Consider the following 23,379-nt stretch of genomic DNA (forward strand, 5'->3'; position numbering starts at 1 on the left):
TGTGGCGGACGGTCATCTAGGGGATTTGCAAAAAAGCGTTGTGGATGGCTAAGATGTCTAAATGCGCGGGGATGTCGTGCACTCTTAGAATGCTCGCCCCATTTTCTAAGGCTTTTAAATGCAACGCCAGCGTGCCGGCTAGACGATCCTCCACTTCTCTAGCGCACACTTCACCCACGCTTTTTTTACGGCTACAGCCCACAAGCAAGGGGTAGCCAAAGTGCAGAAAATGCGCTAAGTGTTTGATGAGGGCCAAATTCTCGGGCATTTGTTTAGAAAAGCCAAAGCCAACGTCTAAGATGATGTCGCTCATGCCTTGCTCTTGCAAAGCGGCGATCTTGGCGCGAAAAAACGCCTCCATGTCCTCCCATAAATTGTTGGCTGTGAGTTGTTGTTGCGCTTGCAGGGGCACGCCCAAAGAGTGCATCAACACCACTTGCGCTTGATGTTCTTTGGCTATAGCCAACATCTCCAAATCCCTAAAGCCATTGACATCATTTAGCACACAAAAGCCATGCTCTAGGGCAAAGGCGGCGGTTTTGGAGTTATAGGTGTCTATGCTAAATTTGGCATGTTTGTAAAGGTTTTGACCTTTGATCTCGGTGCATAAATCTTTTAAGCGGGCAATTTCTGCGTTGGCGTCTGTGTAAAGGCTTCCCGGTCTGGAGCTAGCCGCCCCGATGTCTATGTAGGCGATTTTCTGCTCTAAGAATTTGTAGATTTGCTCTAGGGCTGTTTTTGCGCTGTAGCGACTGTTAGGATAAAAGCTATCTTGGGTGAGATTGACGATTGCCATTAGAGCGGGGGCATAGGTGGGGGGGATGAAGTGGGTTTCTAGCTCTTGGGCAAGTTTTTTAAGCCCAAAATCTTGTTTAGCGCATTTTTGGGCGAGGTGTTTGAGCTGGTCTAAAGTGCCCACAAGCAAACAATCATAAGCCTTTTCTTTTGCCAAAATGCAACTTTTGGGCGTGGCTAGCTCTGCACCCACACGCAATGCCTCTTGTTTTAGAATCAAAGTGGCGCTTAGGGGCAGGTCGGTGATTTTAAAACTCAAAAGCTGGGCTTTTTTAGCCATAATGGCTTGCCCTATGGGGTGCGTGCCGATCTCTTTGAGGGCATGAGAAAAACTAGCGGGATTGAGCCTTTGTAAAAACATTAGCCCCTCGCTTGCAAGACACTTAAAAGCAAGGGCAAGAGATTATAGCTGGGGCGCAGATAAAGGGCGTTGGCGTAAAGGGCATTGTCAAATTGTGCGAGCTGAGTGGGGTTTAGGCGGATACCGACTTGTTTGACCGCCTCTAAAAGGGCGGCGATTTGGACTTTCACTTCCTCTTGGTTAAATTGTTTATCGGCGTTTTGTAGGTATCGATAAAGGGTGCATAGATCGCAAGTTTTGAGGTCTAGCCCAAAGGGTGGAAGGGGTGTTTTGGTGTGCTTGTTGGTGTGGGGCAGTCTAGAGCGGATGGTGGGCAGCAATGCGCTTGGGTGTTTGGTGATGAGAATAAAAAAGGTGTTTTTTGGGGGTTCTTCTAGGATTTTAAGCAGGGCGTTTTGGGCAAAAATGTTTAAGCTGGGCGTGGCGATGAGAAATGCCTTTTGACCGGCAAATTTCAGCACACAGCGGCGTTTAATCTCGTGGGCATGTTCGATTTTTAGCTCATCTTCACAAATAACTTCGGCTAAAAAGGGGGTGTTTTGGGCTTTAAAATCCGCCTCTAAAAATGCTCTGTAACTTTGGACCTCATCGTGAGGGGTGTTGGTGTAGATGATTTGGCTAGTCATTTAGACTCACTTTGCCCAGCAAACTCTCTAATACCATGTGCGTAAACACCCGATAAAGCTGTAAAAGCTTGTGATCGAGTAAAGGATCAAGGGACTTGAAGTTAATTGCCCCCTCTTTGAGGCTGTCTAAAAGCCACAATAAACTGCGCTCCACGCTTAGGGCTAGTTGGGCTATTTTGGAGTTGGTTGTCCCCACATACCAAAAGATATAGTTTTGGTAAACCAAATCTAAAGTGTTGCGTATCAAAGAAATGTCTTGGCTTTGCTGCAAATAAATTTGGAAGCTTTGCAAGGGGTCAAAGACCGGCACTAGGGGGTGCATGGGGTGGCTGTTTAAATGCGCCAAAGCGTAGGTTTTAAGCCACACCCTTTGACTATCCGTAGCGATAAGAACACATCCCCCCTTTAAAATATGCTCTGTGGCACACAAAAGAGGGGTGCAATCTTTAGGCAACTCAAGGCATAAAAACCCCTCTCTTTGCAGGTTAGACAGCCACTCCCTAAGGTGCATTAAAGGTCGAGTTTAAAAGCCGTGTGCAAAGTTTTTAAAGCAAGCTCGGCGGCACTAATATCGACCACAACAGAGATTTTAATTTCACTGGTGCCGATCATTAAAATATTGATATTTTCTTTGGCTAAAGCATTAAAGGCTACGCTAGCAATTCCCGAGTGCGAGCGCATCCCCACCCCCACCACAGAAACCTTAGCGACCTTGTCATCATGTTCGATTGAACCGATGTTTTGTAGATTCTTTAAAACCCGTAGACAGGATTCTAAATCGCCTTTAGACACAGTGAAGTTAATGTCAGTTCTGTTATTACGGGCAACTGTTTGCACGATCAAATCAATGTTGATCTCTGCACTGGCCAAGAGTCCAAAAATCTCCCCGGCAATGCCCGGATAATCCAAAGCATCGACAATGTTGATGCGGGCTTGGTCGGTGTCTAGAGCAATGCCACTCACAATGGGTTTTTCCAAAATCTGCTCCTCTGAAGTGATGCGTGTCCCCTCATTATTATTAAAAGAATTGCGTGTAACAAGGGGGATATTGTATTTTTTAGCCAGCTCCACAGAGCGGTTAAACAGCACCTTCGCTCCCATTGAAGCCAACTCCAGCATTTCTTCGTAGCTGATGACATCAATTTTATGCGCCCTCGGCACAATGCGTGGGTCTGTGGTGTAAATGCCGTCCACATCCGTATAAATCTCACAAAGCTCGGCGTGCAAAGCCCCGGCTAGAGCCACTGCGCTTAAGTCGCTCCCCCCTCGCCCCAAAGTGGTGATTTCCCCACTTTGGCTAATCCCTTGAAAGCCCGCCACCACCACCACAAAGTTTTGTGCCAACAACTCCCGAATTTTAGCCGTGTTGATGTCTAAAATTTGGGCTTTGGTGTAGTGTGTGTTGGTTAAGATCCCCGCTTCACGCCCACTAAGAGAACACGCCTTTTGCCCCATAGACTCCAAAGCAATGGCAAGCAACGCGCTAGAAATTTGCTCCCCACTGCTAAGCAGGCGGTCTAACTCGCGTTGGTTGCTGCGTGCGCCAAAATAGTGGGCAAGGTTTAAAAAATCGTCTGTGGTGTCGCCCATTGCCGAAACCACGACCACTAAATCTTCGTAGAGTTTTTTACTCTCAACGACCCGTTTAGCCACGGCTTCAATGCGCGCACAGCCCCCCATGCTCGTGCCTCCAAACTTTTGCACCACCAACATTATAGGTAACCCTCTTTACGGAAATAACCGATCACTTGGCGGTAAACTTGGCGCTTGAAGTGCACAACCTTATGGAAAAGATCCTGTGTTTTGACAAAGCACCAACAATTAAACTCGGGTGAAAGGGTTTGGATATTGATCAAAGAATTGTTTTTGAGACGCACTAAAAAATACTTCTGTTTCTGCCCATCAAAGGGGTAGAGTTTTTTAGGCATCGTGGGGGGGAAGTCATAGGTGATCCACTTGGGGTATTCGGCGATCACCTCTATCGCATCTGTGCCGATCTCCTCCAAGAGCTCACGATACAAAGCCTTTAAGGGGGTTTCGCCTTGATCGATCCCACCTTGGGGGAACTGCCACGCCCCTTGAATGTCTATGCGCTGTGCGAGGAAAAATTCGCAATCCCTAGGGTAGTGGGAAGAAAGCACAACAGCGGCCACATTTGGGCGATAACTTTTTTTGGTGTCCATAGTCGTCCTTCACTTTAGCACTTAGAGCCAAAAACTAGGCGACATTATAACACACGCAAAACTGAAAGAAACCCCCTCCTCTTTATGCTTGGATTTATTTTTTAAGAGTGGGGATGAATTTTGCCAAAGCCTCGATGTCTGCATCACTCAAAGATTTTGCCTGCCCGTGCATCACGCCACCCGCCCCATAGCGGTTAAGTGTGCCCGCCTTATAGCCCATCAAATCCTCTTTAATGGTCGCACTATCGAGAGTATTGACCACATGCCCCTTACCAAAGGCCTTGCGGTCCATAGAAGGTCCATGGCAACCAGCACAGCGTTTAATGATCTCGGCAGGTTGAGCTGCCCCTAAAAGCCCAAGACCCAACACAACACCCAAGAATAAAACCTTTTTCAAAACAAGCTCCTTTAAATTTATCAAAAAGTATACTAAGATGATATTATTTAAAGGATTAAGCTATGCTTAAATCCACGCCTCCAAGAGCCCCTAGCCTTTACATACATGTCCCTTTTTGCACGAGCAAGTGCGGGTATTGTGCCTTCAATTCTTTCAGCGGGCTAGACTCCCTAAAAGATGCCTATGTGGAAGCCTTGATTGTAGACCTCAAAGACAGCCTTAAAAGCACGCCGGTTTTAAGCTCGATTTTTATCGGCGGGGGCACGCCAAACACACTAGAGCCCAAACACTACGAGTACATTTTTAACACCATTGCCACCCACACCACTAGCGCCCAAAATATAGAAATCACTTTAGAAGCCAACCCCGATCTCATCACTAAAGAGTGGTGCAAGACTCTAAGGGTACTTGGGGCTAACCGCCTCTCTTTGGGTGTGCAAAGCTTTTTTGCCGATAAATTAAAGTTTTTGCAAAGAGAGCACAACCAACAAGATATTTTTAAAGCCCTTGAGATCGCCCACACTTGTGGATTTAATCACCTAAGCATCGATTTAATTTACAACACCCCGCTAGACACGCCCGCCCGCCTTAAGGCAGAGTGCATGCAAGCAAACACCCTACCCATAAACCATCTCTCTGCCTACAGCCTAACCCTTGAAGACAACACCCGCCTCGCCAAAAGCACCGCCCCAAGTGCACTTTTAAACGCTGACTCCACGCTCCAAAATATTTTAAAAGATTTGGGTTTTACGCCCTATGAAGTGTCTAATTACGCCAAACCCTATCAAGTGCAACATAATTTGGGCTATTGGGCTGGCTGTGAATATTTGGGCTGTGGGGCTGGGGCTGTGGGGCGCATGGGTAAAGAGAGGTTTTACAAACAAAAATATGTTTTAGCCTACATTAAAGACCCCCTAAAGCGGCGCATAGAGCATTTAAGCGATCAAGATTTAGAGTTTGAAAGACTGTTTTTAGGCTTGCGCTGTGTTTTGGGGGTAGAGTTAAAAGGGCTAGATCCTAAAAAAACCCAAACCCTTGTAGAGGAGGAAAAATGCAAAATCAGCAACCAACGCTTGGTTGCTTGCGACTTCTTCCTAGCGGATGAAATCGCTTTGTGGCTCACTTAAAGCCCGAAGGCTCTATGTTAAAAGGCGGAGAATATTTTGTTGCACTGTGTTGGCTTGGCTCATTGCGTAGCTGCCAGACTGCGCCAAAATATTGTTTTTGCTGAAGTTTGCGCTTTCTTCGGCGAAGTCCACATCACGGATTTGAGATTCAGCGGCCTTCACATTCACTTGGGTGATGCTTATGTTGTTGACCGTGCTCACCATTTGGTTTTGCACAGAACCCAAGTCGGAGCGGATTTTATCCAACATTTTTTGGGCAGATTCAGCAATGTCCATCACCACCATCGCACCCCGAAGCGTTGTAACCCCAGAACCTAAAGTGAGGTTTTCCTTAGCTAGGGTGTTGTTGAAGTTAGCCCCAGAAGCACTGCGCACAGCTTGGTTAAATTCACCGAGCACATCTCTGAGGTTAACCGTGGTGTTAGCAGTTTCTCCCTTGCCAAAACCAATGGCTTCATAACCAGCGTTGGCATCAGCTACATTTGCCCCAGAAACAATGAGGATGTCTCTAGCATCTTGGCGGACCAAGGATAAACGACCATAATTCACAGAGCCATCTGTGATTTTTTGACCACCATTGAGGGTGTCTAGAGCCATTTTGCCTCCGCCACTGTCTTTATCACTACCGCCTTCGTTATCGGCCTTTAGGCTAATGCCCCGCCCATCTAGACTGCGTAGATTTAAACGCCCTGCAGCGTCTGTATAAGCCTCAACGCCTGTTTCAGCGGTGACAGCGTTAAAGGCTGCCACTAGACGACCATCGCTGTCGTTTTTCTTCACACCCACCACATTACCAATATGCACGCCATTGAGAACCACATTATGTAGACTCCCCGAACGGATAGCCTCATCTGAGGTGGAGATCACATTAGCCGTTGCCCTAACACCAGTGGCATTAGCGTTCTTATTGATCACCTCCACCAAGGCACCAAGTCCTGTACCAGCAGAAGTGGAAATTTTCACACTCTCTAGACTAATGTCATGGGTACCATCGACCTGTTTAAAAGTCAAAGCCACTTGACCTGAAGCGGTGATCGTCTTACCGGTAACGATTTTTGTCTGCCCAATTTTGTCGGAGGTGGCTGCTTCGATACTTGCCTTAATGGTTTGGTTAGAATAAGCCCCCACTTGGAATTCTTTATTAGAGAAAGAACCCGCTAAGAGAGTTTGCCCATTGTAGGAAGTGGTGGTGCCGATATTATCCAAGCTTTGGATTAAGCGCACGATATCGGCTTGTAGAGCCTTTCTAGATTGTGTGTTTTGCCCATCTTGAGCCGCCTGAGTGGCTTTTGTTTTGATGGTATCTAGGATTTTGATTTGCTCATCCATTGCCTTGTCAGCGATCTGGATGATGCCCATCGCATCGTTGGTGTTGGCGATTGCTTGCCCTAAACTCTTGGCTTGAGAACGCAGTGAATCGGCAATCGTCATCCCAGAAGCGTCATCGGCTGCCTTATTGATGCGTAGTCCAGAACTCAACCGCTCCAACGACTCTCTCAAATTGCGTTGCGTTAGTAACCCAGCGGCGTGGGCGTTCAACGCATTGATGTTCGTGTTGACCTGAAATGCCATACTAACTCCTTGTTGATCTCCTAAAGCTTCCTTGCTTTGGCGCACCTATAATCGGCTAAAAATTGTTTGACTCAAGCCCAAACCGCTAGTTTTGCTTCACTTTTAGGTTAAAATAGTGCTTATCGTTCAATAGCACAAAGGAGATTTTATGGCAATCAGCGTTGGTCAGTATTTATTGGAGAGATTAAAAGATTACGGCGTGGAGCACATTTTTGGTGTGCCCGGGGATTACAACTTGAGTTTTTTAGACTTGATTGAAGACGATCCAGATTTAGAGTGGATTGGCAATTGTAACGAGCTCAATGCCTCTTATGCGGCGGATGGGTATGCGCGCATTAAGCCTATGGGTGCGCTTTTAACCACCTTTGGCGTGGGCGAGCTTAGTGCCATTAACGGCGTGGCGGGCTCTTATGCCGAAAGCGTGCCTGTGGTGAAAATCGTGGGGATGCCCTCGCGCAATGTATTAGAAAACAAGCGTTTTGTGCACCACACTTTGGGCGATGGCGAGTTTATGAAGTTTTATGCCATGTATCAGGGCATCAGTGTGGCGCAAACGATTTTAAATAAACAAAATGCTAAGAGTGAGATCGATCGGGTGTTGGCCGAGTGTGCCTTGCATAAAAAGCCCGTATACATCGGTATCCCTGCCGATGTGCCCCACATGCAAATTGAAGTTTCAAGCCCCATGCTCTACAAGCCCAAGAGCGATAAAAAAAACCTCAACGCCTTCATTGGAGCAGTAAAAAAAAGCTTAAAAACTTATAAATCCTTCATTGCTCTAGCCGACTACGAAGTGAACCGCTACCATTTAAATCAAGAATTGCACGACTTCATCGAAGCCACGAATTTACCCATCGCCTCTCTTTCTATGGGCAAGGGGGTGTTTTGCGAGCAACACCCAAATTTCATTGGGGTTTACAATGGGATACTAAGCGATGAACGCATTACAAACGCCATTAAAGAATCCGATTGCAACATTTTAATCGGAGTGAAACTCACCGACTCTTTAACCGCTGGATTCCACTATATTTGTGAAGAACCCACCCCTAAAATAGAAATCCACCCGCTCTACAGCAAGATAGGTGAGAAAGTTTACAGCGATATTCTCATGCAAGATGTGCTTAAAAAACTCTCTACGCTCAAGTTTGAATCCAAAATGCCCTCCAAAGAGCCCAAAGAAAAGCCCCATTTCAGCGGCAAACTCACCCAAAAACAATTCTTTAAAGTGATTGAGGGGCATTTACAGCCTAACGGGGTTTTGATCGCCGAACAAGGAACTTCGTTTTTTGGGGCAATAGATGTAAATTTGCCAAAGGGGACAAGCTTTATTGGACAACCACTTTGGGGCTCCATCGGCTACACCTTTGGGGCATTGCTAGGCAGTGCGCTTGCTGATCGCAAGCGGCGCAATGTGCTGTTAGTGGGCGATGGTTCTTTGCAGATCACCGCTCAAGAACTCTCCACTATGCTTAGAGAGAACATCACTCCCATTATTTTGGTCATCAACAACGATGGCTACACGGTGGAGCGCTGTATCCATGGGCCTGAGCGTAAATACAACGACATTAATATGTGGCACTACACCAAGCTTTTAGAAGCCTTTGATGTGCATTTGCACAGAAAGCCCCTATCCTTCAAGGTAGACACGGCTGAAAGTTTGAGCCACGCTTTAGAGCAAGCCTACAGCCACCCTGATAAATTAGCCCTGATAGAGGTGGGGATGGCTAGGGACGATGCACCCACCCTCTTAAAAAAACTAGGCGAGCTTTTTTCAGCGCAAAACAGCTACTAGCCCCACAAGACCAAGCCATCCACTCCATAGGAATTTGTGGGATCAATGGGGGGGTTGTTTAAATCTTTTAAAATAACCAAGCCCTGCGGGACAAGTTGCAAAATCTCTTTAAAATCTTGCACGATGTAAAGGGCTCTAGCCCGTGCTAAAATGGCATTTTTTAAATCCGCCACACTCGCCACTTGCACGATGCCAAGTAAGCCTAAATGCGTGGTGTAGGCAAGCATGTCTTTTAAATCCTTTTGCAACAAGCTAGGGTCTAAAACTAGAGCGTCCACGCCATAAACCAAGGCTTCTAAAATTTGGTAGCGATCCACAATCAAATCTTTTGAAATCAAGGGCTTGGTGCAAAGACGGCGCACATAGCCCAACAAATCCAACATTTCTAGGGACGGCTCTTTGGCATAAAGTGGGGTGAAGTCAAGCAATAAAGCCAAAGCTTGGCTCTCTTGCGCCTTTTGTAGATTTTTTAAGAATTGTTCTAAATCTTGGCGTAAATCTAGGGCTAAAAGGGCGTGGGCTAGGGGAGTTTCTTTGGGGCGCTTAAGTTGCTCTAGGCTTAATCGTGGCAAGTAGGGGTTGTAGGCAAGGCTACGCCCCAAAAGTTCAAAGGGGCGGATTTCTTGTTTGAGCTTTAAAAGGGCTTTAAGATTGTCTATTGGCACTCAGCGATGGCTTGGGCATGGGCTTTTAACTCGGGTTGGGCGGCAATGTCCTCTTTAGAAATGCCTAAAAAGAGTTTCTTTGCTAAAGCGCAATTGCCCAGCTTGAAGTAACCCCATGCCAACGAATCGATGTAAAAAATCGATTTGGGCTCGATCTGCAAAGCCACCTTAACATAGTTAATCCCCTTGCGGATATTTAGACCGGACTCAATGAGCGAATAGCCCAAGAAATTATAGAAAAAGGCATCTTGAACATCTAATCGACCCTTATGCAATCTAATTTGCTCCCGCCGTTCGGCAATGGCCCTCTCAAGTTTATGGGTGATAGGCAACATGTCCGCTCTACTGAGTTTTTTATGTGCTGTTAGGTGTTCATAGGTGTAAACCGCCTCTAGGGCTAGAAATTTAGGGTCCCTATGTTCCTTGTAGAGCAAGCCGGCTTGTTTGGAGGCTAGGGCGAAGTTTTTTTGAGCGGTGTAAAGGTCTAGGAGCAAACGGCGGTTAAAGGGGAAGTTTTTGGCAATCTTTTCAGCCTTATTAAATTCTTTGAGCATCACCAAAACCTCAATGTAAAGCTGTGCGTTTTGCACTATGGGGTTTTTGTGGTAGAGCACCCCAAAGACCTCTTTGGCTTTGGCAAGTTGGTTCATTTGGACTAAAGTGTTGAAACTCTTTTGGCACAATCCGGGCGAACAGCCGTATTTTTCTAAGTGAGAAACGATGAGGTCTGCAGCTTCTTGTTGGCTGTTTTGGATGAAGTAAAGTGTGATGAGCTTCTCTAAAGTGTCCTCATCGTGCACTTGGTTGTAGAGCTTACTTAAAATGTCAAAGGCTTTGGTGTATTGTTTCTCGCCAATGTAGAGTGCACCTAACACGCTATCGAGCATCAAAGACTTGTCCTCTTTGCGGATCCTCTCTAGTAGAGTGATTGCCTTTTGGATTTGCCCCGTTTTGATGTAGCCATCCACTAAGATCTTGTTGATCGACAAGTCTTTGTTGTTTTTGGTAACCTTTTTATAGAGCATGGCGAGCTCTACGGCGGTGTTAATGTCGCCCAAGCTGGCAGCTGAAATGGCAGCCTCTTTGGCGTAAATGATATTGTGCGTTTCTTTGTAAAGCTGTAGATAGCCCTTTTTAGCCGTGGCAAAGTCGCCCCTGTGGAAGGCATCCGATGTGATTAAAATTTGCTGATCTTCTGTAGCACTTTGGGCAAAGAGCATGCTACTTAGAGCCAGCCCTAGACCCAAAAACCTCCAAGCTTTAATTCTCTGTTGTGGCATAAAACCTCGAAACCTCGCTTATGTGTAAAATTTGCACCGGAGTATACCGCATAAAAAACATGTTTTAGTTAACTTTGACCCCTGGGCAAAGGGCGCACAATTTTCTCATCTCTTTTACATCCTTGAAACACTCCCAAAATGGGAAAGTCTTGCATTGTTTGGGGCGCACGGGGTAGATTTGACAAAGCTTTGTGTTTTCATCCAAAAATATGCACGCATAGCCCTCTTTAGGGTTGCTAGCGGGCTTTTCTAGCAGGCTGTAGGCATAGCCCACTTTTTTGACATATTTAAGGGTGAAACTCTCAAAAGGTAAATTTAAAAATGTGCTGATGGCTTGCATTTCTACCGGCTTGAGAAAAACATAACCTTTCTGCCCTAAACAGCATTTTGCCCCACATGTGGCGCAAGCTTTGGGGTTAAAAGTAAAATCCATTAAGGCTCAACAGCTTTGTAAGCGACACGCATGCCAAAGTCTAAAGCAAGGGCATGTTCACTCTTGGCAATGGTGATGGGAAATTCAATCTCCATATGCGCACTAAAGCCCACTAAACCATCAAAAAAGGCGTAAAAATCATCCAAATTGCGTGCGTGGGCGCTCACCCGCAATTCCTCGTAGATGCAATGGTTTATGAGGTCGATCCTACGATTTTTTTTTCGGATTTGAATGTGGGTGAAGTGCTTGTGTAGTAGAGTGTTTAGATGATTGTTTAACACGGCATAGTTGGGGTGCTTGAGCAAACGACTATTTTTTTGTTTTATGGTGCGGTAGACCTGCAAGGCGTTGACAAAATTTTGGCGCTGGTAGGCAACAATCATGGCTTGCTGGCGGGCATCGGCATCTTGAGATTGGTAACCGATCATCTTTGGGTAGAGCCACAGACTCACACTCACCACCCCCACCACCACAAAAACTATGAAAAAGACGAAGTTCTTAACCAAGCGTTCAAAGGCCAAATCCTCAGCGTAGCGGGTAGCGTAGAGTTGTTCGAGATTTTGCTCTGTCAGTCGCTCGCCTTTTCAATGTAGGGTAAAACAGAGGAATTTATGGAAACAAAGCTAAACCACCCATTACTGAGAGGGTAAAACTTGACATTGCTATTTTCAAAGATCGAGTTGAGCCTTTGTTGGATTGTGCGCTTAAAAACCTCTTTGGAGGGGACAACACCCTTAAGAACCAAGCTGGAATAATCGATGGTGATAGAATTGATGGTGATAGAGTCGGGGATTATCTCTAAAATCCCCCTAATGGAGTCTTTGGTACTAGTTATGTGGGAGGCTTTACTTTGCGCACTTTTTAAAGCTTGTCTTGTGTGTTCGATGCGTTCTTGGACATAGTGGCTCTCATGGCTATAAATACGGCCCTGCACTTGAGATATTTCTGTCCTGCTTTTGGTGATCTCAATGTATTTTTGCAAAAGATAAGTTAGGCCATATACAACCCCCATAGAAAGCAGAATATAAAACAGCCAAATCTTGGCAAGCAGATCCAACATGTGTTTGGGGAAAGGTTTACTATAGCTGAACTTCATTGTATTGTTCTTTTTTGGCTAAAATTCCCATCTGTTCGACTAAAGACATAGGGATGTGGACAACTTCTAGCATGAGCTCGTCTTTTAGCGCATCGATGAGTTGGTAAGAAATTTCATAGGTGTGCAACACCCACACCTTTTGGACAAAATCCTCAACGCGGTAGTTTGGGTTTTCGTAGGCTGTCTTGATCGACTCCTCTAAATACTTGATAATATCGGAAGCGTGGAACATGTTATCCACTAAGGCTTTGGGGTCTTGATTAGACTTTTCTTTAGGTGGAGGGGACTCAAAATTAAAATCCATTTGCATCAGGTTAGCCTCAATAGACTTTAAAAAAGATTGCAAAACATGCTCTTCGTGTTCATAGCCAACTTGATCTTCTTGCATTTGTACCCCATAATCCGCCTCGATCACTTCTAGGGGGTAGAATTTGCTGTAACAAATGCTCTTGCAGTTGTTCACCATCACAAACAAACGAGAGTGTTCTAAGAGTGCATAAACGGCCACTTCCTCTTCTAACATGGGTTTGATGAAGCTATACATAAGAAGAAAAGGTGAAAAAATGTAGTCGACCTTGAAGGCGAGGGAAAAGGTTTTACGGTCGCTTTCTAAAGATTGCTTGGGGATATAAAAGCAGTAATCATCGACTTCTAGGACAACTAAGTCCTTTCTGCGCAACCCCTGTGGGATGTGTTGCTCCAACTCAGATTTTTTACACATCCCTTGATCTGTGCTTTTAGACATCCCACAGATATAAGAAAAAGGGTAGACGCTAGTAAAATCGCGGGTATCCTTTACTGCCTTGATAGGGATCATGCCATCTTTTACGGGGTAGGCTTTGTTGACAATTTCGCGTGTCTTTCTCCATTTTAACCTTTCTGCCCGCCCGAGTAAAACCTCATGGTCTAAATTAAAACAGATAAAAACATCGGAGAAAAGCAAGGAGCGCACGCTGTCATGAAAGACGGTTTTAAAAAAGCTAAAAACCCCCATTACACCGCCTCCATGCGCTGCTTCAGCAACGCTTTAGCCTCTTGTAAATCCATGTTCTTAGGGATGAACAAGGGGGAGAACATGTAGTAATTGATTTTAGAAAAGGGTTTAGGCAACTTAAAGCGATCCCAAGTGTTGAGCGTGAAAGCGTTGCTAAAAACCACGCGGCACACCACCACCCCCACCCCCGTTTTTTGTGCCAACGCCACCACCCCATCGGCAACGCTATGCCTTGGTCCCTTGGGACCATCGGGGGTGATGCCAATATCCTCCCCGCCCTTTAGCCGTTTGATCGCCTCAATGAGCGCACCCACCCCGCCCTTTTTGCTAGAGCCTCTAATGGCTTGAAAGCCAAAGCACTCAAAGAGTTTTGCCGCTAGCCCGCCGTCAAAATGCTGGCTGGCGATCACTGATAAATTTGCTTTAGGCTTGATGCGCAAATAGGCAAAGGGCAACATCGCCATCTCCCCATGCCAGCAGCTAGCGATGAAAGTTTGTTTTTGCAGCCCCTCGGCTAAAAAAAAGCGGTTTTTGCAAGTTTTAAACAAAATCCGCAAAACCCAATAGAGCAACACGGGTAAAGCGCGTAAAACAAAGCCGTTTCGTAAGCGTTTCAACAACACACTTAAGCGATCCTCCCCTTTAAACTCCCCTTGTGGTGCGCCACCACTTTAACCGCCACAAAATCCCCCACGCCAGCCCCGCCAGCCTCAAAGCTAAGTAGCCGCCCGTTACCACTGCGCCCCTCAGCCACACCCTCGGCGATTTTCTCGATCAAAACCTCGTGGGTTTTGCCAAGCTCGGCTCTAGCCTTTTGCTCTAAAATCTCTTTGTGGCGGCTTTGTAGCCGTTCTAAATGCGCGCTCGCTTCCTCTTTGGGGACTTTATTCTCCCATGTGTAAGAAGGCGTGAGCGGACGGGGGGAGTAAATAAAACTATAGAGTGTGTCAAAGCGCACCTGCTCTAAGATGTCTAAGGTGTCTTCAAAGTCTTTAGGCGTTTCGCCAGGAAAGCCCACGATGATGTCCGTGCTAATGCCCACTTCAGGCACGAGGGTTTTTAAACGGGTGATGCGATCTAAATACCATTCTCTGCTATATCCCCTTTTCATGGCTTTTAAAATGGCATTAGAGCCGCTCTGCAGGGGGATATGGATGCTTTTACACACCTTGGGGTTTGTGGCAAAATGCTCTAAAAAAACGTTGTCCATGTGCAAGGGGTGGGGCGATGTAAAACGGATGCGTTTAAGCCCACTAATTTGGCTCAACTTCTCTAGCAAGGTGGTGAAATTCACCTTTGGGTGTGCGGTGCTAAAGCGCACGCCGTAGTTATTGACATTTTGCCCTAAAAGCAAAATCTCTTTCACCCCAGCTTGTGCTAATTTGTCCGCCTCTTTTAAGAGCAAATCCATAGGGATAGAAATCTCTTTGCCCCTTGTGTGGGGGACAATGCAATAGGTGCAATGCTTGTCGCACCCGATAGAAATGTTTAAAAGGGCTTTAATGCTGCTTGGGGCTTGGCTGGCAAACACATAAGTGCTGTCGTCATGGTCTAAATCGATGGCAACTGCTTTATCCTGCTTGATGATTTGGCTGATTTTAGACACATTGCGCGCGCCCAAAACAAAATTGACGCTCGGGGCTTTTTTTAGAATCTCTGCGCCCATATGGCTTGCCGTGCAACCACACACGCCGATCTTCGCCCCCGGCTTTTTAATCTTAGCAAACTGCCCGATCTCAGAGAACAACTTTCTCTCTGGCTTCTCACGCACGCTACAAGTGTTGATTAAAATTAAATCCGCCTCGCTAGGCTCGCTTGTGGGGGTGTAGCCCACCTTGCCAAGTTCGCCCACCATATGCTCGCTGTCACGGCTATTCATCGCGCAACCCATCGTTTCAATGTAAAGTTTCACAAACCGCCCTAAATGATGTGCATTTGGTAGATGAAGTCCTTTTCATCCGAGCTTACTTGCACTTGCGACAAATGCACCCGACAATTCTTTTTTTCTAAAAACGCCACCGTGGCCAACATATCCTTATGGGGATTTGTGGGGGCGAAGTAAAAAATATGCTCGCTTTTGAGGTATTTTTGGTGCAATTCTTCTAAACTCAAGCTAGGGGTTTTGCTCTGTTTGCGATCCATTTTGGCTAAACGCAGTTCCATTAAGACCTCCCATGAAATAGCCTTGAAGTTTAGCCTACCTTGCCTTAAAACCCCTTTTAGAGCCCCACACCCACTCCCCGCCGATGTATAGACTCTGCACCTTTCTTGCTTGCAAGAGCCAATGCAACACCCCTTGTAAGTTGGGCTGAGAGTTAAAACCAAAGAGGGCAAAATCCGCTAAAAAGCCCGCTTGCAAACTCCCCCCTTGTAGGCCCAAAGCGTGGCTGGCGCGTAGGGTCGCCCCGAGCAAAATTTGGGGTAGGGCCTCTAAAAGGGGAACATTCAAGGCAAAAAGGGCGATGCGCAGTTCCTCTAAAAGTAGGGTGTTGGCATTAGAGCTTGCGCCATCTGTGGCTAGGGCGATCTTCACACCCGCCTTATTTATCTGCTTAAAATCCAAGAGTTTACCGCTTAACAGGCGGTTAGAGCGCGGGCAAGAAATGAGCGTGGGGTGCGCACTCTCTTTGACGTGCTGTAAATGCACCTTTGTGGCAAACATGGCATGCACTAAAAGCAACTTTTGCCCTTGAAATAGGTCTAAAAACTCTAAAGGGCTTACATAGTGTGGGGCACTTAGCCCGTGTTTGGCGTAAAAATCCTTGAAATATCCCCCCCGCCCCTCTAAAAAGTCCAACTCCGCCTTAGACTCCAAAAAATGCGTGGAGACCACGGGACTTTTGTAGGTACTTAAAACCTGCTTGGCTAAGTCTTTATGCACTGAATAGGGGGCGTGGATGGCAATGGCGGGGGTGAATTTCGCACTTTGACATTCAAGGCTTAGAGCGTGGCGCTTACTAAACGCCTCAAAAGCGGGGGTGATATCGGCGTTTGCCCCGATGAGCTCATCAAAGAACACCACCCGTAAGGGGCTCTCTTTTAAGATAGGGCGATCCAAACCATAACTGCTGATCGCCCCTACACTCGCCACACCCTGCATGAGTTGCTCGCACACCGCTTTTTGCATATGCGCTGTGGCTTTTTTGAGCACTTGGCTTCTGTTGGACATGACTGAGCTAAGCCACCCCTCAAAGCTCCCATAGCTAAAATTATTTTTCTGCCCCGCAAACTCAAAATGGATATGCGGGTTTGCCAAAGCGGGCATTAAAAGGGCGTTTTTATAAAAATGGGCTTTTGCGCTTGGGTGCTTGGTGCAAAGTTTAGCGTAATCGCCCACTTCTAAAATGCGCCCCCCCTCAAACAACACCCCCCCATTAGGCAGAATATCAAAGCTCGGGTTACACACAAGCGCGCACTTCGCTCCCAAAATTTTAAGCCCCATAGACAATATCTTCCCCTTGCAATACCAAGCGCACAACCCCTTTTAAACTCTCTTTATAGTAGGGGCTGTGTGGGTTTTGCACCACTTCCTCCCCCTCAAGGTCCACAAGCATTAAACGGGCTTCTTTGCCCTCTTGCACCGCACCGCAATTTAAGCGCAAGAATTTAGCCGGCGTGCTTGCCATGAGCTCTATGAGCCTTTCAAGGCTCACTAGGCCCGTTTGGACTAAATACGTGTAGGCGAGACTAAAGCTACTTTCAATGCAATGCATGCCAAAAGGAGCTTCTTCAAAGATGTCTTGCGCTTTGGGGGGACGGGTGTAGTGTAGGCTTGTTAGCATGTCAATTTGCCCCCCTTTTAGGGCTTTGTGTAGAGCTTTTTGCTTCTCTTTGCTTTGCAGGGGGGGCAGGATTTTAAAGCGGGGCTCGTAGGTTCTATAAACGCTCTCGGTGAGGATGAGGTGGTGTAGAGGGGTTTGCACGAATAGGGGCGCGCCTAGAGATTTTAAGCTTGCGGCGATGTTTAACGCGTCCATTTCCACCACGCTATCTAGCATGGTGTCTCTTTGGATATGCAGCGCCATGCTGGCGTATTTGCCCACCTCTTTAATTTGGATGAGCGGGCTCACACTGGGCAGCCCGAGTTTGTAGGCTAGGGGGGTGCTGTCTGCGATGCCTAGAGTGGGGCGGCCCTCATAGCCGCGCACACCGCACACCAGGGGCAAGTTCAACATTTTGGCATAATCTAGGGCGGGCAAGAGCTTCTGCCCCTCTAGGTTGTAAATGTAAAGGCAGGCAGGGCTAGATAAACTGCTTACAATCTTAGATAAATTTTGTAGGCGTTGTTTGGCGTTTAAGGGGTGCAAACAAATGGGGTCTTTGGCTTTTTGCGCCTCTTTGGCGGTGGTGTTTTCTAAATTGTCCTCTGCCTCTTTAAAGTCCAAAGGCTGCATTTCTGGCTCGTGTAAAGAGTAAAGGGGCTCTAAATCAATCCCCATGAGCGTGCCCACCCCCCCTTTAAAGGCTTGGGCTTTTAGGGCGGCGTAGGTGGTGGCTTGCAGGTTATGCAAGAACACGCCCAAATCCACAAGGCTAGGCAAAAGTGTAAGCCCCTTGCCCTCTAAAACCTTTTCGCCCTCTGTGGGGCATAGGGATGGGGCGATTTGGACGATGTGTGCGCCTAAAATGCGCACATCCACGCCCGCACCGCCCATAAGCTTGATATTTTTGAGTAACAAAAGACCTCCTTAAAGTTGCAGTAAAAACGCCCCCAAGCGATCCATTTGTCCGCTTAAGATCAAAACACCCATGCCCACTAAGAGCAACCCTGAGAAAACCTCCACCGCCCGGCTGTAAGTGCGCATTTTTTTGAGCACTCCCCACACTTGGTTAAGCAACAGCGCCACCACCAAAAAGGGCAGCCCAAAACCCAGCACAAACACGCCCAAAAGCGCCATGCCATAGGCGTGCTCCGCCCCACTAAGTAGGACGATGCTTGTAAAGATAGGGCCGATGCAAGGAGTCCAACCTAGAGCAAAACTCACGCCCAAAATGAAGGGGATGAGGCTGTTTAAAAAAGGATTCTTAAACTCTAGGCGCACTTCTAGGGTTTTGCTTTTGTAAAGCCATTTAATAGGCAAGACCCCCAAAAAGTGTAAGCCAAAGACCACCACCACCAAGCCCGCCACCACCCGCACCCAAGGGGCGTTTAAATAAGCGTGCATGATCCTTGCCATAGACACCCCGATGAGCCAAAAGACCAAACCAAAGCCCAGCACGAACAAGCTAGCCTTAGCCAAAACCGCCCAACGCGGGGCGTTGCCACTTTTTAATTCCTCTAAAGAAGTTTGCGAGATGTAGGACAAGTAGGCGGGGATTAGGGGCAAAACGCAGGGACTTAAAAACGCCAAAATGCCCGCCAAAAATGAAGCAATCAAGGGTGTTTTGTCAAAGAGCGTCAAAAGGTTGTCCTCGAACATCTACCTATCCTAAGTTTTTTGCTATAATACCGCACAATTATAGTACACCTAGCATTTAGATTTAAGGACATTAAGCCACCGATGCAAACCCCCATTGAAGAAACCACCCAGCCCACGAAGTCTTTTAAAGATTTGGGCTTAAACTCCAAGATTTTAAAATCTATCGCCGAAGTGGGCTTCACCCAGCCTAGCCCCATACAAGAAAAGGCGATCCCTTTAGTGCTCGCAGGCAAGGATGTGATCGCCCAAGCCCAGACCGGCACGGGCAAAACTGCCGCCTTCGCCTTGCCCATTATCCAAAACTTGCAAAACAACAAGAGCGTGGAAGCCCTAGTCATCACACCCACTAGAGAGCTGGCCATGCAAGTGAGCGATGAGATTTTTAAACTCGGCAAGAGCTCACGCACCCGCACGATATGCGTTTATGGGGGCAGAGCATCCGCAAACAATGCGAGCTACTAGAGCGCAACCCGCAGGTGATGATCGCCACCCCGGGCAGGCTCTTAGATCACCTAAAAAACAAACGCTTAAAACGCTTTGCACCCAAAGTCGTGGTCTTGGATGAAAGCGATGAAATGCTTGACATGGGCTTTTTGGATGACATTGAAGAGATTTTTGACTATTTGCCCGAAAATGCGCAGATTCTCTTATTTTCTGCCACCATGCCCCCGCCCATTAAAGAGTTGGCAAATAAGATCTTGCAAAACCCCGTGTCCGTCCACATTGCCCCCACGCATGTAACCAACGCCGACATTGCGCAACGCTTTTATGTGATCAATGAACATGAGCGCAACGAAGCGATCATGCGCTTGTTGGATAAAGAAACCCCCAGCAAAAGCATCATTTTTATGCGGATGAAAAGAGAAGTGGATGAATTGCACCAATTTTTGAGTGCGAAGGGCTATAAGACCACGCCCCTACACGGCGACATGGAACAAAGGGCGAGGCAAGCTTCTATTAAAGCCTTTAAATCCAAACAAGCGGATGTCTTGATCGCCACCGATGTGGCGAGTCGGGGGCTAGACATCAGCGATGTAAGCCATGTATTCAACTACCACATGCCCCTAAACACCGAGAGCTACATCCACCGTATCGGGCGCACGGGGCGGGCGGGCAAAAAGGGCGTGGCGATCACACTTGTAACCCCCTTAGAGTATAAAGAGTTGCAACGCATGCAAAAGGACATCGGCGCGTCTTTAGAGCTTTACGAAATCCCACACATGGATGAGGATCGCTTGGTCAAAGCCCTTTCAAAGGTGGAAGTGGACGCTGAGGTCGTGAGCTTATACGAGCAACTGACTGAGCAGTTTGAACCCTCTCAGTTGGTGCTCAAGCTCTTAAGTTTGCAATTTAAGAGCCACAAGGTAGATTTAGACCATATTTTTACAGAGTCAAAGCCAAGCGAGTCTAAAAAACCCCCAAGAAGTTCGAGACCCCGCAAAAATGGGCGTTTTAAGGACTCCAGACGCAAGTATTAAGAAAATAGAAAAATAGGAAAACATCATGAACCACCCTTTTATTTGGCAAGATGGCAAGCTTGTCCCCTTTGAAAAAGCCACTATTCATGTTCTCAGTTATAGTCTGCACTACGCTAATTTGGTGTTTGAAGGCATCCGCGCCTATAAGGGCAAGGACGGCTTGTTTGTGTTCCGTTTGCACGATCACATGCAACGGCTTTTGGATTCGTGTAAGGCGGTGGGGCTAAAGATCCCCTACTCCATAGAAGAGCTAAACCACGCCACACTAGAAACCTTGCGGGCGAATAAGTGCGATGCCAACACCTACATCCGCCCCTTTGTGTTCATGGGGCTTGGCACACTTGGCATTTGTGCGAGCAACCCCCCCATCCACACTGCCATTGCCACCGTAACTTGGAAAGACAACCAACACGAGGGCATTAAGGTCAAAACCAGCTCTTATAGAAAGCCCAGCGTGCAATCCACGATGAATAAAGCCAAAGCCAGCTCCAACTACCTAAACTCCCAACTCTCTAAGCAAGAAGCCTTAGATTGCGGTTGCGATGAGGGCTTGCTGCTTGATGTCAATGGCTTTGTGGCGGAGGGTTCGGCTGAAAGCTTTTTTATGGTGAAAAAAGACAAACTCATTGTCCCCCCCCTAGATTATTCGCTCGATTCAATCACCCGCCAAACCATCATTGAGCTCGCCGAGCACTTAAACATCCCCATGGTGCACCGCCATGTGGTGCGTGAGGAAATTTACAGCGCCCAAGAAGCCTTCTTTGTGGGCACGGGTATGGAGATTTTACCCATTAAGTCTTTGGACTTTAGACCCATTGGCACGGACAAAAATCCCATCACCAAAGCTCTATTTGACACCTACATGAAGCTTGTTAAAGGCGAAACCGCCGGTGATTTAGAAAAATTTGCGCATTATGTCGTTCGGGTCTAAAGGAAGTGTATGCCCATTGATCTCAACGAGCATCTAAAGCGTAAGCAGAGTCCTAACTCTGACAACAATACCCCCAATAATTCTAACAACACCCCCAAGAGCCCCAAACCCCCAACTCTGCCCTCTAATTTCTTGCAATCCAAGCGATTCACCACTTTAATCATTGCGATTGTTGTATGTGCCTTGCTCTTTTTGGCAAAGCCCTTCATGGTGATCCAATCGGGTGAGATCGGCATTAAGGTTACGGCGGGGCGTTACGACCCGATCCCCTTGCAACCCGGGATACACTTTTTTATCCCCCTAGTGCAGGATATTCTAGTCATAGATACAAGGGTGCGCACGATCAACTTCTCGCGCACCGAGGACATGGGGATTGTTGGGAAAAATCAGGGGATTTTTAGAAACGATGCGATCAATGTGATGGACTCAAGGGGGCTCACCGTCTCCATTGAGCTCACCGTGCAATACCGCCTCAACGCCCAAACCACGCCCCAAACGATCGCCACCTATGGTCTTAGTTGGGAGCAAAAGATCATCAACCCTGTGGTGCGTGATGTCGTGCGCTCTGTGGTGGGGCGCTATCCGGCTGAGGATTTACCCATCAAGCGCAATGAAATCGCCGCTTTGATCAATACCGACATCAACAAAGAGGTTTCCAAACTGCCCAATTCCCCCGTGCAGCTTAGCTCTATCCAATTACGTGAAATTGTCTTGCCCACCAAGATCAAAGAACAGATCGAGAAGGTGCAGATCGCCCGCCAAGAATCCGAGCGGGTGAAATACGAGGTGGAAAAAGCCAAACAAGAGGCGCAAAAAGCAGCAGCCCTAGCCAAGGGCGAGGCGGATGCAAACCGCATTAAAGCGCAAGGCGTGGCAGATGCGATCGTGATCGAGGCGAAAGCCAAATCCGCAGCCAACGCCAGCATCGCCCAAAGCCTGAGTGAAAAGCTTTTGAGTCTGCGCCAAATTGAAACCCAGGGGCAGTTTAACGAAGCCTTAAAGGTGAATAAAAATGCCCAAATCTTTTTAGTCCCCGGCGGCGCCGTGCCCAACATTTGGCTAGACACCAAGAGCCGCCAAAAGGCAATAGCGACCACACACAATAAATGATCGACACGACCGCTATTTTGTATTCTGTCCTCGCCCATCTAAAAATCTTTTGGGCAAATGCTAGCCCCTTTGCGTTGGTGATCTTTGGCATGCATTGTGCGTTTTTTTTATGCTTTTATATCTCCGGCTTGTCGTTTCGGGGCTTTATGTCCTACTTTTTCTACATTCTAGCCGCTTTGTGCATGCTGAGTGCCCCCCTTGTGGTGCGCTACATCCTTGAAGAGCAGCTTTTTAAAATCCAAACCCACATATACGAGACCTTTTCCTTCACCTACACCAACGCTTTCATGGCAAAGATCAATGTCAAAAATGTCGGCCGTTTGACCATTAACCAATGCCTTTTGCGCCTAGATGTTCTGCACCAACCGCACAACAGACTCCAAGACTATTTATACCAATGGGTGTTTGTACACACCTACACGCAGTCTTTTAAGGTGCAACTCCCTCCACAAAAATCCCAAGATTTGGCGATGGACATCGAGGGTTACCCCTATAAACAAGCCCCCTTTAAACTCTCTGCAGATTGCTATTGATTGCTTTTTGCATTTTTACCAAAATTCGTTATAATGGGCGGGTTTATTTTTAAAAAACGAAAGGATTAACATGGCAGTTGGTATTTTTTACGGCACAGACAGCGGAAATTCTGAAACAATTAGCGGTAAAATTGCTGAAAAACTAGGTGGGGTGAAAGTATATGATGTGGCCAAAGCGTCTAAAGCAGACTTTGATGGTTGTAGCTCTGTAGTTCTGGTCGCACCCACTGCAGGAGCTGGGGATTTGCAAAGTGACTGGGAGGAGTTTTTAGGTACTTTGAGCGATACGGATTTTGCCAACAAAACCATCGCTCTAGTGGGTCTTGGTGATCAAGACACCTACTCTGAAACCTTTGCTGAGGGCATTTTCCACATCTATGAAAAAGCCAAAGCTGGTAAGGTTGTGGGCTTCACTTCTACAGATGGTTACAATTTCGAGGCTTCTAGGTCTGTAGAGGGTGGTAAATTCGTGGGTCTCGTGCTCGATGAAGACAACCAGGACGATCTCACCGACAGCCGCATCGATGCTTGGATCGGTGAAGTGAAAGGGCAACTCTCGTAATTCTTGCAAGTGGGGGGGATTTAT

The 23,379-nt window shown here is 47.1% G+C and carries 25 protein-coding genes and 1 pseudogene; 7 read left to right on the forward strand and 19 right to left on the reverse strand.

The genetic code is table 11. The annotated features are described in order from the left end of the window. Positions 1-16 precede the first annotated feature (16 nt). The 6 genes from folP to K6J74_RS04420 all read right to left on the reverse strand — a co-directional run bounded on the left by folP (position 17) and on the right by K6J74_RS04420 (position 4,362). Entirely contained in the window at positions 17-1,156 is a 1,140-nt protein-coding gene (gene folP, locus K6J74_RS04395) for a dihydropteroate synthase (RefSeq protein ID WP_221271101.1), read from the reverse strand. Next, positions 1,156-1,782, reverse strand: coding sequence for a DNA polymerase III subunit delta' (locus K6J74_RS04400; RefSeq protein ID WP_221271102.1), 627 nt, complete (start codon positions 1,780-1,782; stop codon positions 1,156-1,158). The genes folP and K6J74_RS04400 overlap by 1 nt, the downstream gene beginning before the upstream one ends. Continuing rightward, on the reverse strand, positions 1,775-2,293 hold the full coding sequence (locus K6J74_RS04405; RefSeq protein ID WP_221271103.1) for a HobA family DNA replication regulator: 519 nt from the start codon (positions 2,291-2,293) through the stop codon (positions 1,775-1,777). Before K6J74_RS04405 ends, K6J74_RS04400 begins: the two co-directional genes overlap by 8 nt. Continuing rightward, complete coding sequence (locus K6J74_RS04410; protein WP_221271104.1) at positions 2,293-3,495, reverse strand: aspartate kinase; 1,203 nt, start codon at positions 3,493-3,495, stop codon at positions 2,293-2,295. The genes K6J74_RS04405 and K6J74_RS04410 overlap by 1 nt, the downstream gene beginning before the upstream one ends. Beyond that, complete coding sequence (locus tag K6J74_RS04415) at positions 3,495-3,965, reverse strand: RNA pyrophosphohydrolase (protein WP_221271105.1); 471 nt, start codon at positions 3,963-3,965, stop codon at positions 3,495-3,497. The genes K6J74_RS04410 and K6J74_RS04415 overlap by 1 nt, the downstream gene beginning before the upstream one ends. A 94-nt stretch (positions 3,966-4,059) precedes the next feature. After that, the gene (locus K6J74_RS04420) at positions 4,060-4,362 is read right to left on the reverse strand and encodes a c-type cytochrome (protein WP_221271106.1); all 303 of its coding nucleotides are present in this window, start codon (positions 4,360-4,362) and stop codon (positions 4,060-4,062) included. Positions 4,363-4,424: 62 nt separating this feature from the next. Between K6J74_RS04420 and hemW the strand changes: the two genes are divergently transcribed. Continuing rightward, complete coding sequence (gene hemW, locus K6J74_RS04425; protein ID WP_221271107.1) at positions 4,425-5,489, forward strand: radical SAM family heme chaperone HemW; 1,065 nt, start codon at positions 4,425-4,427, stop codon at positions 5,487-5,489. A 12-nt stretch (positions 5,490-5,501) separates the two neighbouring features. Here the strand turns inward: hemW and K6J74_RS04430 are convergent, their stop codons facing one another. Then, the gene (locus tag K6J74_RS04430) at positions 5,502-7,061 is read right to left on the reverse strand and encodes a flagellin A (protein WP_221271108.1); all 1,560 of its coding nucleotides are present in this window, start codon (positions 7,059-7,061) and stop codon (positions 5,502-5,504) included. Between the two features lie 148 nt (positions 7,062-7,209). Here K6J74_RS04430 and K6J74_RS04435 point away from each other — a divergent pair, with 148 nt between their 5' ends. After that, the gene (locus K6J74_RS04435) at positions 7,210-8,853 is read left to right on the forward strand and encodes an alpha-keto acid decarboxylase family protein (RefSeq protein ID WP_221271109.1); all 1,644 of its coding nucleotides are present in this window, start codon (positions 7,210-7,212) and stop codon (positions 8,851-8,853) included. Here K6J74_RS04435 and K6J74_RS04440 read toward each other — a convergent pair. The 12 genes from K6J74_RS04440 to K6J74_RS04495 all read right to left on the reverse strand — a co-directional run bounded on the left by K6J74_RS04440 (position 8,850) and on the right by K6J74_RS04495 (position 18,741). Continuing rightward, positions 8,850-9,518 carry a beta/alpha barrel domain-containing protein gene (locus K6J74_RS04440; protein ID WP_221271110.1) on the reverse strand — a complete coding sequence of 223 codons (669 nt, stop codon included), beginning with the start codon at positions 9,516-9,518 and terminating at the stop codon, positions 8,850-8,852. The genes K6J74_RS04435 and K6J74_RS04440 overlap by 4 nt on opposite strands. Continuing rightward, complete coding sequence (locus K6J74_RS04445) at positions 9,509-10,798, reverse strand: tetratricopeptide repeat protein (protein WP_221271111.1); 1,290 nt, start codon at positions 10,796-10,798, stop codon at positions 9,509-9,511. Before K6J74_RS04445 ends, K6J74_RS04440 begins: the two co-directional genes overlap by 10 nt. A 64-nt stretch (positions 10,799-10,862) precedes the next feature. Further along, complete coding sequence (locus tag K6J74_RS04450; protein ID WP_221271112.1) at positions 10,863-11,231, reverse strand: YkgJ family cysteine cluster protein; 369 nt, start codon at positions 11,229-11,231, stop codon at positions 10,863-10,865. After that, the gene (locus K6J74_RS04455) at positions 11,231-11,752 is read right to left on the reverse strand and encodes a hypothetical protein (RefSeq protein ID WP_221271113.1); all 522 of its coding nucleotides are present in this window, start codon (positions 11,750-11,752) and stop codon (positions 11,231-11,233) included. Before K6J74_RS04455 ends, K6J74_RS04450 begins: the two co-directional genes overlap by 1 nt. Before the next feature lie 47 nt (positions 11,753-11,799). Beyond that, positions 11,800-12,327 carry a hypothetical protein gene (locus K6J74_RS04460; protein WP_221271114.1) on the reverse strand — a complete coding sequence of 176 codons (528 nt, stop codon included), beginning with the start codon at positions 12,325-12,327 and terminating at the stop codon, positions 11,800-11,802. Then, positions 12,311-13,321 (reverse strand): hypothetical protein, encoded by a 1,011-nt coding sequence (locus K6J74_RS04465; RefSeq protein WP_221271115.1) that lies wholly within the window; start codon positions 13,319-13,321, stop codon positions 12,311-12,313. The genes K6J74_RS04460 and K6J74_RS04465 overlap by 17 nt, the downstream gene beginning before the upstream one ends. Continuing rightward, the gene (locus K6J74_RS04470; protein ID WP_430886773.1) at positions 13,321-13,944 is read right to left on the reverse strand and encodes a lysophospholipid acyltransferase family protein; all 624 of its coding nucleotides are present in this window, start codon (positions 13,942-13,944) and stop codon (positions 13,321-13,323) included. The genes K6J74_RS04465 and K6J74_RS04470 overlap by 1 nt, the downstream gene beginning before the upstream one ends. A 2-nt stretch (positions 13,945-13,946) precedes the next feature. Next, positions 13,947-15,233 carry a tRNA (N6-isopentenyl adenosine(37)-C2)-methylthiotransferase MiaB gene (miaB, locus tag K6J74_RS04475; RefSeq protein WP_221271116.1) on the reverse strand — a complete coding sequence of 429 codons (1,287 nt, stop codon included), beginning with the start codon at positions 15,231-15,233 and terminating at the stop codon, positions 13,947-13,949. 8 nt (positions 15,234-15,241) lie between these two features. After that, positions 15,242-15,484: an HP0268 family nuclease gene (locus K6J74_RS04480; protein ID WP_221271117.1), complete on the reverse strand. Its 243-nt coding sequence runs from the start codon at positions 15,482-15,484 to the stop codon at positions 15,242-15,244. Positions 15,485-15,518: 34 nt separating this feature from the next. Next, positions 15,519-16,763, reverse strand: a complete 1,245-nt coding sequence (gene mqnF, locus K6J74_RS04485) for an aminofutalosine deaminase family hydrolase (RefSeq protein ID WP_221271118.1) — start codon at positions 16,761-16,763, stop codon at positions 15,519-15,521. Next, complete coding sequence (locus K6J74_RS04490) at positions 16,753-18,000, reverse strand: amidohydrolase family protein (protein WP_221271119.1); 1,248 nt, start codon at positions 17,998-18,000, stop codon at positions 16,753-16,755. The genes mqnF and K6J74_RS04490 overlap by 11 nt, the downstream gene beginning before the upstream one ends. 9 nt (positions 18,001-18,009) lie before the next feature. Beyond that, positions 18,010-18,741, reverse strand: a complete 732-nt coding sequence (locus tag K6J74_RS04495) for a cytochrome c biogenesis protein CcdA (protein ID WP_221271120.1) — start codon at positions 18,739-18,741, stop codon at positions 18,010-18,012. Between the two features lie 81 nt (positions 18,742-18,822). Here K6J74_RS04495 and K6J74_RS04500 point away from each other — a divergent pair. The 5 genes and pseudogenes from K6J74_RS04500 (at position 18,823) to K6J74_RS04520 (ending at position 23,355) form a co-directional block, all read left to right on the forward strand. Further along, positions 18,823-20,219 (forward strand): annotated as a pseudogene (locus K6J74_RS04500) (DEAD/DEAH box helicase). Between the two features lie 25 nt (positions 20,220-20,244). Next, positions 20,245-21,150 carry a branched-chain amino acid transaminase gene (locus K6J74_RS04505; RefSeq protein WP_221271121.1) on the forward strand — a complete coding sequence of 302 codons (906 nt, stop codon included), beginning with the start codon at positions 20,245-20,247 and terminating at the stop codon, positions 21,148-21,150. A 9-nt stretch (positions 21,151-21,159) separates the two neighbouring features. Next, positions 21,160-22,260, forward strand: coding sequence for a prohibitin family protein (locus K6J74_RS04510; protein WP_221271122.1), 1,101 nt, complete (start codon positions 21,160-21,162; stop codon positions 22,258-22,260). After that, entirely contained in the window at positions 22,257-22,793 is a 537-nt protein-coding gene (locus K6J74_RS04515) for a DUF2393 family protein (RefSeq protein WP_221271123.1), read from the forward strand. Before K6J74_RS04510 ends, K6J74_RS04515 begins: the two co-directional genes overlap by 4 nt. Positions 22,794-22,863: 70 nt before the next feature. Beyond that, the gene (locus K6J74_RS04520) at positions 22,864-23,355 is read left to right on the forward strand and encodes a flavodoxin (protein ID WP_221271124.1); all 492 of its coding nucleotides are present in this window, start codon (positions 22,864-22,866) and stop codon (positions 23,353-23,355) included. The last annotated feature ends 24 nt before the right edge of the window (positions 23,356-23,379 follow it).

Origin of the sequence: Helicobacter sp. NHP19-012 (assembly GCF_019703325.1) — a bacterium.
In the GTDB taxonomy this organism is placed as follows: domain Bacteria; phylum Campylobacterota; class Campylobacteria; order Campylobacterales; family Helicobacteraceae; genus Helicobacter; species Helicobacter gastrofelis.